The sequence below is a fragment of the Rhizobium sp. J15 genome (genome assembly GCF_002531825.1).
GTDB lineage: Bacteria > Pseudomonadota > Alphaproteobacteria > Rhizobiales > Rhizobiaceae > Rhizobium.
The window spans coordinates 170,360-179,769 of sequence record NZ_NWSX01000007.1 but is presented as its reverse complement, the minus strand read 5'-3'; the positions used below and the strand labels follow the sequence as shown (position 1 = coordinate 179,769).

6 protein-coding genes are annotated in these 9,410 nt (G+C 62.0%); 4 read left to right on the top strand and 2 right to left on the bottom strand.

Annotation, left to right across the window (positions count from 1 at the left end):
- Positions 1 to 12 precede the first annotated feature (12 nt).
- Complete coding sequence (gene opgC / locus CO670_RS08730) at positions 13 to 1,245, top strand: OpgC domain-containing protein (protein WP_097589871.1); 1,233 nt, start codon at positions 13 to 15, stop codon at positions 1,243 to 1,245.
- A gap of 51 nt (positions 1,246 to 1,296) precedes the next feature.
- On the opposite strand, the gene CO670_RS08725 is transcribed toward opgC, so the two are convergent.
- Together CO670_RS08725 and CO670_RS08720 are read right to left on the bottom strand one after the other, a co-directional pair.
- On the bottom strand, positions 1,297 to 1,650 hold the full coding sequence (locus CO670_RS08725) for a VOC family protein (RefSeq protein ID WP_097589870.1): 354 nt from the start codon (positions 1,648 to 1,650) through the stop codon (positions 1,297 to 1,299).
- 426 nt (positions 1,651 to 2,076) lie between these two features.
- Positions 2,077 to 3,840: a glucan ABC transporter ATP-binding protein/ permease gene (locus tag CO670_RS08720; RefSeq protein WP_097589869.1), complete on the bottom strand. Its 1,764-nt coding sequence runs from the start codon at positions 3,838 to 3,840 to the stop codon at positions 2,077 to 2,079.
- 303 nt (positions 3,841 to 4,143) lie between these two features.
- Here CO670_RS08720 and CO670_RS08715 point away from each other — a divergent pair, with 303 nt between their 5' ends.
- The 3 genes from CO670_RS08715 (at position 4,144) to CO670_RS08705 (ending at position 9,372) form a co-directional block, all read left to right on the top strand.
- Positions 4,144 to 4,884, top strand: a complete 741-nt coding sequence (locus CO670_RS08715) for a LuxR family transcriptional regulator (protein WP_097589868.1) — start codon at positions 4,144 to 4,146, stop codon at positions 4,882 to 4,884.
- A 178-nt stretch (positions 4,885 to 5,062) separates the two neighbouring features.
- Positions 5,063 to 8,527 carry a pyruvate carboxylase gene (pyc, locus tag CO670_RS08710; protein ID WP_097589867.1) on the top strand — a complete coding sequence of 1,155 codons (3,465 nt, stop codon included), beginning with the start codon at positions 5,063 to 5,065 and terminating at the stop codon, positions 8,525 to 8,527.
- 272 nt (positions 8,528 to 8,799) lie between these two features.
- Positions 8,800 to 9,372 (top strand): NAD(P)H-dependent oxidoreductase, encoded by a 573-nt coding sequence (locus CO670_RS08705; protein ID WP_097589866.1) that lies wholly within the window; start codon positions 8,800 to 8,802, stop codon positions 9,370 to 9,372.
- Positions 9,373 to 9,410: the final 38 nt, after the last annotated feature.

Below are 9,410 nucleotides of genomic sequence, written 5' to 3'. Positions count from 1 at the left end.
GGAGAGACCTCTATGGCAAGCACGCTGACCGAAGCCATCGGCGCCGAGCGCAGTTCCCTATCCGGAGCTGCGGCAGGACGCGATACACGGCTCGATGTGCTGCGTGGCCTGGCCCTGATCATGATTTTCATCAATCATGTTCCCGGGCAGATTTTCGAATATGTGACGACGAAGAATTTCGGCTTCTCCGATGCCGCGGAAGCCTTCGTCCTGATCTCCGGCATCGCCGTCGGTCTTGCCTATGGCTCCCGCTTCAAGCCGGGTGCGCGCATCAAGACGGCGATCAAGGCGGCGCGGCGCGCCTTCACGCTGTACCTCGCCCATATGATCACCACCTTCATGACCCTGGCGCTGTTCATCTGCGGCGCCTGGCTGTTCCACCGGCCGGGATTGCTTGTCGAAATCAACATCCTGGCGGTTCTCATGAACCTGAAGGACGGCATTCCGGCGCTGCTGCTGCTCGGCCACCAGATCGGCTACAACAATATCCTGCCGATGTATGGCGCGCTGCTGCTGATGGTGCCGGTCATCCTGCTGCTCAATGCGCGCAGCCCGCTGCTGGCGCTCGCCGTCTCGGGCACGGTCTGGCTGCTTGCCGGCATCTATCAGGTGGCGCCGCACAACCTGCTGATCGAAGGCTACTGGTTCCTCAATCCGCTCTCCTGGCAGTTCCTGTTTACGATCGGCATCGTTTCGATCCTGCATATCAAGCGCGGCGGCACGATCCCGCGCCATCCGCTGCTGTTTGCGGCCGCTGCCGGTTACGTGCTTTTGTCTTTCGTCTGGGTGATGGGCCATCTCTGGGCCTTCGGCAACTCGCTCGCGGCCCTTGGCCTGCCGACCGTCATCACCGGCTTCGACAAGACTTTCCTGTCGCTGCCGCGACTGCTGCATGTGCTGGCGCTGACCTATCTCGTCATCAGCATTCCGGCACTTTCGCGTATCTTGCGCCGTCCCGCCGACCATCCGCTGACGATCCTCGGCCGCCATTCGTTGAACATCTTCGTTGCCGGCACGATCCTCGCCATGGTGGGACAGGTGGTGCTCTTCATCACCAACAAGGATCCGCTGGTCGGGCCGCTCTTCGTCATAGCGGGGATCGCGACGCAATTCGCCTATGCCTACTACCTCGAGCACAAGCGCCAGCAGGGCAAGGTCAAACTGCTCACCGAGCCGGCCACCATAGCCGTTCCGGTCCGTGTCCGCGGGGCGGCCAATGCCTATCACAGGGCCGATCGGAAATAGCGATCGGTCTATCGATCGACATGGAGGAGCCGGTGGCCGATGACCGCCGGCTCAATTTTTATGGACGAGGATGTTCACCAGCCTACCGAAAGGGTCGCGCACGTAAAAGCGCCTGACACCCCAGGGTTCGTCGGTCGGGCCATATTCGATCGGAAAACCGGCGGCCGTCATCGCCTCGAAAGCGGCATCAAGCTCGTCCACCTCGATCGAGAGGTCGGGCACCGGCGTTCCGGAACCGCCTTGGGTGGCAATGCTCACCTGAACGCTCATCGGCCTGGGGCCGCCGAAGGTCGTGATCCAGCCGTGATCCATCACCACGTCGAGACCGAGGATATCTTGATAGAAGCGCCTGGCCGGCGTGATGTCGGGCGCCTCGATATTGGCGACTATGCGCAGGACCTTCATGGGGTTTCCTTCCAATGCTTGGGGACAAGGCGGAAGGTAGGAAGATCGGTAGGAGCGTCAATTGGTTTGGGCTTGCAACGGGGACGTTGCAGAGTGTGACACTCCCTCTGCTGTGCCGGGCATCTCTCCACAAGGAGGGAGATTGGCCAGTGGTTGGCCCAGTCCCTTTCCGCCGCCGTGCGGAACACGGGTTCGTTGTTGGCTGGGGAACTATCGCGCCCAGCCAATCTCCTCACTTGTGGGGAAGAGCCTCGCAGGGGAGGGGTGGCCGCATGGTACACCGTTACTCTGTGTCGTCAGCACCGGTTTGGAAGGGAAAACGAGGTCCTGAAGTGTGTCGCAGGAATTGGGCTGGCTTAACGCAACCAAACAAAAAGGCCGGAGGGAACAATCCCTCCGGCCTTGATCTTTGAGAGCCGAATCCGATCAGGCGGCTTCGGTCGTATGGGCCTTGCGGACCTCTTCGTCCGTCAGGATGCCGCTGGCGCGCAGCAGGGCGGCGAAGCGGCCATTGCTGTGGCTGAGCTCGTCGAAGCTGCCCTGTTCGGCGACGCGGCCGTTGTCCAGGAAGAGCACCATATCGGCTTCGCGGACCGTCGACAGGCGGTGGGCGATGATGAAGGTGGTGCGGTTCTCACGCAGGTTGTCGATCGCCGCCTTGACGCGGGCTTCGGTCTCGACGTCGAGCGCCGAGGTCGCCTCGTCGAGCACCAGGATCGGTGCGTCCTTGAGGATGGCGCGGGCGATCGCGATGCGCTGGCGCTCGCCGCCGGAGAGCTTGTTGCCGCGTTCGCCGACATGCGTATCGTAACGGTCCTCGCGGGTTTCGATGAAGTCGGCAGCGGCGGCGGCTTCGGCCGCACGGCGCATTTCCTCTTCGCTGGCCCCCTCGCGGCCGAGGCGGATATTGTCGCTGATCGAGCGGTTCAGCAGGCCTGCATCCTGGAAGACAGTGGCGATGTGGCGGCGCAGCGACTTGCGGGTCACCTTGGTGATATCGGTGCCGTCGACGAGGATCTGGCCGCCCTGCGGGTCGTAGACGCGCTGCAGCAGGTTGACGAGCGTCGTCTTGCCGGCGCCGGTCGGGCCGACGATCGCAACCGTCTGGCCTGCCTTGACCGAGAAGGAGACATTGTGCAGCCCCTGCGAGCTGTTGCCGAAGCCGAAGGATACGTCGCGGAATTCGATCGCACCCTTGACGTCCTTGATCTCGCCGTTACCGGCCGGCTCTTCGCGTTCACGCACGGAGTCTTCCAGCGCGTAGAAATCTTCGAGCTTGGCGCGAGCCTCGAACGTCTGGGTCGCGAACTGGCGCATCAGATCGAGGCGGGCGATCAGCAGGTTGGCGAAGCCGATGAAGGCAATGACGTCGCCGACGCGCAGCTGGCCGGCCTGGACGAGCATCGTGCCGATGATCAAGACCACCATCATGGCGATGGTCGAGGCCATGCGGTTCAGGGCGCTGGCGATCGCCCACCAGTCGAGCACCGGATACTGCGCCTGAAGCAGGCGGTCGGCGAAGGATTTCAACGCCTTGGTTTCGGCCTCGATGCGGTTGTAACTATGCAGCACCGACACGTTGCTGATCGAGTCGCTGACATGCGAGAAGACGGTGTGATAGTGATCCTCGACCGAAGCCTGGCCGTCCTTGGTGCGGCTCATGACGACGCGGCCGATCAGCCAATAGGCGACGGCCAGCACCATGAGTACGGCGGAAAGGCGCAGATCCATCGACATGGCGGTCGGGATCAGAAGGGCGAGCGCGATGACCGTCGAGAGGTGGTTGCGCATGAATTCCAGCCAGAGGCCGAACAGCGTCTCGCAGGCGCGCAGCAGCGTATGCAGCGCGTTGGACGTTCCGCGCTGATGATGCCAGGCGAGCGGCATGGAAATGATGCGGCCGAAGGCTTCGGTCAGCAGCGTCGCGCGCCGCCCATGGGCGAGCCTGTCGGCCTCGCGGGCCACCAGCACGAAGGCGACGGTATTGAACACGGCAAAGCCTGCCCACATGAAGAGGATGGGCTTGACCTCACCCTTGCCCGAGATCGCATCGATGATGCGACCGAACAGGATCGGCTCTGCAATCGTGATGGTCGCCAAAACGATGTTTGCGAGAACGACCAGGGATACGCGGAGCTTATAGGCGCCAAGATAGCGCAGAGCTCTTGCATAGACCTTGAAAAGGGACACGTCTAACCTCTTGTGCATCTGCGAAAACGGGGATGATGCAATGCTACAAAAGGCTACCTGAACCGGCGATTAACGGCGCATTCAGGGTTTGCCGGCGTAGGTGATTAACACGAACGTACTATCGCAGGCTGCGACGAAAATGGTTGTGGCGCGAAAATTATCGCTGCGGTATAGGCGCGAACAATTTGCGCTTGCATTTTAATAAATATTTAGCGCAGCATTAAATTAGAGACTGCATTTTTTGAAGAAGACCGTTTCGCGACCAATCCGAAAGCCGCCGACGGCCTCGCAAGGGGCATTTTTGTGAATATTAATTCGTTAATTCAATTGCTTGTCGTCCTGGAGGAATGCTCGAAGGCTGAGGCGCTGGTCGGCGAACTCGAACAGGTCATCCGGGGCTGCGGCTTCGACTATTACGGCCTCGTGCGCCATTCGCAGCAGAAGCCGGAACCTTGGGCCGCGGCGCTTGCCGATCGCTGGCCGGAACAATGGCCACAGATCTATGCCGCGAAAAAATATGTCCTGATCGACCCGATGGTGCGCTATCTCAACCACGCCCAGCGGCCCTTCCGCTGGCGGGAGAGCATGAAGGCGTTCCGCAAGGATGCGCATGAGCGCCGCATGGAGCAGATGATGGTCGACGCCTTCGGCCATGGGCTGGAGGACGGCTATATTTTTCCGGTCCATGGGCGCAACGGCATTCTGGGCAGCCTCAGCATCAGCGGCAAGCCGGTCGAACTGTCGCCGGTGGAGCTTGCGCTGTTCGAGGCGGTGGCGCGCAAGGCTTTCTGGCGGCTGCTCGATCTGAAAGGCGAGGCGCAGGCGCTGGAGACGGTGCTGCCGGCCGAGACGCCGCTGACGCGGCGCGAGATGGAAATCCTGCGTTACCTCGCCGAAGGCATGACATCGATGGAGATCAGCAAACTGCTGAAGATCTCCAACCACACCGTCGATTGGTATATGAACGGTCTGCAGGACAAGCTCAAGGCGAAGAACAGGCAACAGGCGGTGGCGCTTGCCTTCCGTCACGGCCTGATCAGCTAAAGCTTCCTCTTCGCATATGTCGTATAAACGACGCTGCCTATTTTCTCGGCGGCGCGCATCGGCATGGCGAGAAAGTGCGTTTCGCAGTCGCAAGAGAAATTGAACTTCCTGTGACAAGAAGTTAAGAATTTTCTTCGCGGGTGCAGCATGCCCGCGTCTGAACGTGGAGGAAACCGTTTTGCCCATTTCCAAGATACTCGTTGCCAACCGCTCTGAAATAGCCATCCGCGTGTTCCGCGCGGCCAACGAGCTTGGAATAAAAACGGTGGCGATCTGGGCGGAGGAAGACAAGCTGGCGCTGCACCGCTTCAAGGCGGACGAGAGCTATCAGGTCGGCCGCGGCCCGCATCTTGCGCGCGATCTCGGGCCGATCGAAAGTTACCTGTCGATCGACGAGGTGATCCGCGTCGCCAAGCTTTCCGGCGCCGACGCGATCCATCCGGGCTACGGCCTCTTGTCGGAAAGCCCCGAATTCGTCGATGCCTGCAACAAGGCCGGCATCATCTTCATCGGCCCGAAGGGCGATACGATGCGCCAGCTCGGCAACAAGGTGGCGGCGCGCAATCTGGCGATATCGGTCGGCGTGCCCGTGGTGCCGGCGACCGAGCCGCTGCCGGACGATATGGCCGAAGTGGCGAAGATGGCGGCGGCGATCGGCTATCCCGTCATGCTAAAAGCCTCCTGGGGCGGCGGCGGGCGCGGCATGCGCGTCATCCGCGCCGAAGCCGATCTCGCCCGCGAGGTGACCGAGGCCAAGCGCGAGGCGATGGCCGCCTTCGGCAAGGATGAGGTCTATCTGGAAAAGCTGGTCGAGCGTGCCCGTCACGTCGAGAGCCAGATCCTCGGCGACACGCATGGCAATGTCGTGCATCTCTTCGAGCGTGACTGCTCCATCCAGCGCCGCAACCAGAAGGTCGTCGAGCGCGCCCCGGCGCCCTATCTCTCGGAGGCGCAGCGCCAGGAACTGGCCGGCTATTCGCTGAAGATTGCAGAGGCGACGAACTATATCGGCGCCGGCACCGTCGAATATCTAATGGATGCCGATACCGGCAAATTCTACTTCATCGAGGTCAATCCGCGCATCCAGGTCGAGCACACGGTGACCGAAGTCGTCACCGGCATCGACATCGTCAAGGCGCAGATCCATATCCTCGACGGGGCTGCGATCGGTACGCCGGAATCCGGCGTTCCCGCCCAGGCCGACATCCGCCTCAACGGCCATGCGCTGCAGTGCCGCATCACGACGGAAGATCCGGAGCACAACTTCATTCCGGATTACGGCCGCATCACCGCCTATCGCTCGGCTTCCGGCTTCGGCATCCGTCTCGACGGCGGCACCTCCTATTCCGGCGCCATCATCACCCGCTATTACGATCCGCTGCTCGTCAAGGTAACGGCCTGGGCGCCGAACCCGTCCGAAGCCATCAGCCGCATGGACCGCGCGCTGCGCGAATTCCGCATCCGCGGTGTTGCCACCAACCTGACCTTCCTCGAAGCGATCATCGGTCACCCGAAATTCCGCGACAACAGCTACACCACCCGCTTCATCGACACGACGCCGGAACTCTTCCAGCAGGTCAAGCGCCAGGACCGCGCGACGAAGCTCTTGACCTATCTCGCCGACGTCACCGTCAACGGCCACCCCGAGGCCAAGGACAGGCCGAAGCCTTTGGAAAACGCCGCCAAGCCGGTGGTGCCCTATGCCAACGGCAACGGGGTGAAGGACGGCACGAAGCAACTGCTCGACACACTCGGGCCGAAAAAATTCGGCGAATGGATGCGCAACGAGAAGCGCGTGCTTCTGACCGACACGACGATGCGCGACGGTCACCAGTCGCTGCTCGCCACCCGCATGCGCACCTATGACATCGCCCGCATCGCCGGCACCTATGCGCATGCGCTGCCGAACCTGCTCTCGCTCGAATGCTGGGGCGGCGCCACCTTCGACGTTTCGATGCGCTTCCTGACGGAAGATCCGTGGGAACGGCTGGCGCTGATTCGCGAAAGCGCGCCGAACCTGCTGCTGCAGATGCTGCTGCGCGGCGCCAACGGCGTCGGCTACACCAACTATCCCGACAATGTCGTCAAATATTTCGTCCGTCAGGCGGCCCGTGGCGGCATCGATCTCTTCCGCGTCTTCGACTGCCTGAACTGGGTCGAGAACATGCGGGTGTCGATGGATGCCATCGCCGAGGAGAACAAGCTCTGCGAGGCGGCGATCTGCTATACCGGCGATATCCTGAATTCGGCTCGCCCGAAATACGATCTCAAATACTACACCGACCTTGCCGTCGAACTCGAAAAGGCCGGCGCCCATATCATCGCTGTGAAAGACATGGCGGGTCTGCTCAAGCCTGCGGCGGCGAAGGTGCTGTTCAAGGCGCTGCGCGAGGCGACCGGCCTGCCGATCCATTTCCACACGCATGACACGTCGGGCATTGCGGCGGCGACGGTGCTTGCTGCGGTTGAAGCCGGTGTCGATGCCGTCGATGCGGCGATGGATGCGCTTTCCGGCAATACCTCTCAGCCCTGTCTCGGCTCGATCGTCGAGGCGCTCTCCGGCTCCGAGCGTGATCCCGGTCTCGATCCGGAATGGATCCGCCGCATCTCCTTCTATTGGGAAGCGGCGCGCAACCAGTATGCCGCCTTCGAAAGCGACCTCAAGGGTCCGGCCTCGGAAGTCTATCTCCACGAAATGCCGGGCGGCCAGTTCACCAACCTCAAGGAGCAGGCGCGCTCGCTCGGTCTCGAAACCCGCTGGCATCAGGTGGCGCAGGCCTATGCCGACGCCAACCAGATGTTCGGCGACATCGTCAAGGTGACGCCCTCCTCCAAGGTCGTCGGCGACATGGCGCTGATGATGGTGAGCCAGGACCTGACGGTTGCCGACGTCGTCAGCCCCGAGCGTGAAGTCTCCTTCCCGGAATCGGTGGTGTCGATGCTGAAGGGCGATCTCGGCCAGCCGCCGTCGGGATGGCCGGCAGCGCTGCAGAAGAAGGCGCTGAAGGGCGACAAGCCCTATACGGTGCGTCCCGGCTCGCTGCTGAAGGAGGCCGATCTCGATGCCGAGCGCAAGGTCATCGAGACCAAGCTCGAGCGCGAGGTCAGCGACTTCGAGTTCGCCTCCTATCTGATGTATCCGAAGGTGTTCACCGACTTTGCGCTCGCCTCCGATACCTACGGCCCGGTCTCGGTGCTGCCGACGCCGGCCTATTTCTACGGGCTTGCCGATGGCGAGGAGCTGTTTGCCGACATCGAAAAGGGCAAGACGCTCGTCATCGTCAATCAGGCGATGAGCGCCACCGACAGCCAGGGCATGGTGACCGTCTTCTTCGAGCTCAACGGCCAGCCGCGCCGCATCAAGGTGCCGGACCGGGCGCATGGGGCGACGGGTGCGGCCGTGCGCCGCAAGGCCGAGCCCGGCAATGCCGCCCATGTCGGCGCGCCGATGCCCGGCGTCATCAGCCGCGTCTTCGTCTCTTCAGGCCAGACCGTCAGTGCCGGCGACGTGCTCGTCTCCATCGAGGCGATGAAGATGGAAACCGCGATCCATGCGGAAAAGGACGGCACGATCTCGGAAGTTCTCGTCAAGGCCGGCGACCAGATCGATGCCAAGGATCTGCTCGTCGTCTACGGCGGGTAAAACAGTTCGGCTGCCGGAGCGATCGAGGTCGCTCCGGCAGTCATCGTCATCGGTCGCCGATCACTCGATTGTGTGCGATCGGCGGATCGGAATGATGGAACTTTCCTTCGTTTCCTAGCCTCGCCCGGCTTGCCCGGCATGCCGCTAATTTCCTAGAAATGGCTGGCGCATAAACCCAGGGTTATGCGCCCTTTCAAAGCGAGGAGCGTCCATATCGCGTCCGATCGGCCGCGGCGCTCCAGCGAACCCGCCATTCAACAGGAAAGAACCCCATGAGCCAGTTGAAAATCGCCGTCATCGTCGGAAGTACGCGTATCGGCCGCTTCGCCGAGCATCCCGCTCAATGGATCGCCGGCATTGCCAAGGAGCGTTCCGAGCTTGCCGTCGAGGTGCTCGATCTTCGCGATTATCCGCTGCCGTTCTTCGGCGACGCTCGCGCGACGGAGGCGGAAAACGAGACGGCCGAGCGCTGGAAGAAGAAACTGCGCGAATTCGACGGCTACATCTTCACCGCCGCCGAATATAATCATGCGCCGACCGCGGTTCTGAAGAACGCCATCGATCTCGGCGAATTCATCCACAAGCCGGTCGCCTTCGTCGGTTACGGCGGTGTCGGCGGCGCGCGTGCCGTCGAGCATCTCAGGCTGATCTTCGTGGAAATGGCTGCCGCTTCGGTGAAAACGGGCGTGCACATCGCTTTCAGCGAATATCTGAGTGTGCTCAAGGAGGGCAAAAGCCTCAGCGACTACCCGCACCTCAACGAGGCGGCCAAGAACCAGCTCGACCAGCTGATCTGGTGGGGCAATGCGCTCAAGGCGGCGCGCTCGGTCGTCACCGCGGCTTAAGGCAGGTCACAGGAAGCGTCTCACGTGAATCACGATTC

Excerpts from the sequence above, each read along its gene's own strand:
- opgC (WP_097589871.1), top strand. The coding sequence starts at position 13 with ATGGCAAGCACGCTGACCGAAGCCATCGGCGCCGAGCGCAGTTCCCTA.
- CO670_RS08725 (WP_097589870.1), bottom strand. The coding sequence starts at position 1,650 with ATGAAGGTCCTGCGCATAGTCGCCAATATCGAGGCGCCCGACATCACG.
- CO670_RS08705 (WP_097589866.1), top strand. The coding sequence starts at position 8,800 with ATGAGCCAGTTGAAAATCGCCGTCATCGTCGGAAGTACGCGTATCGGC.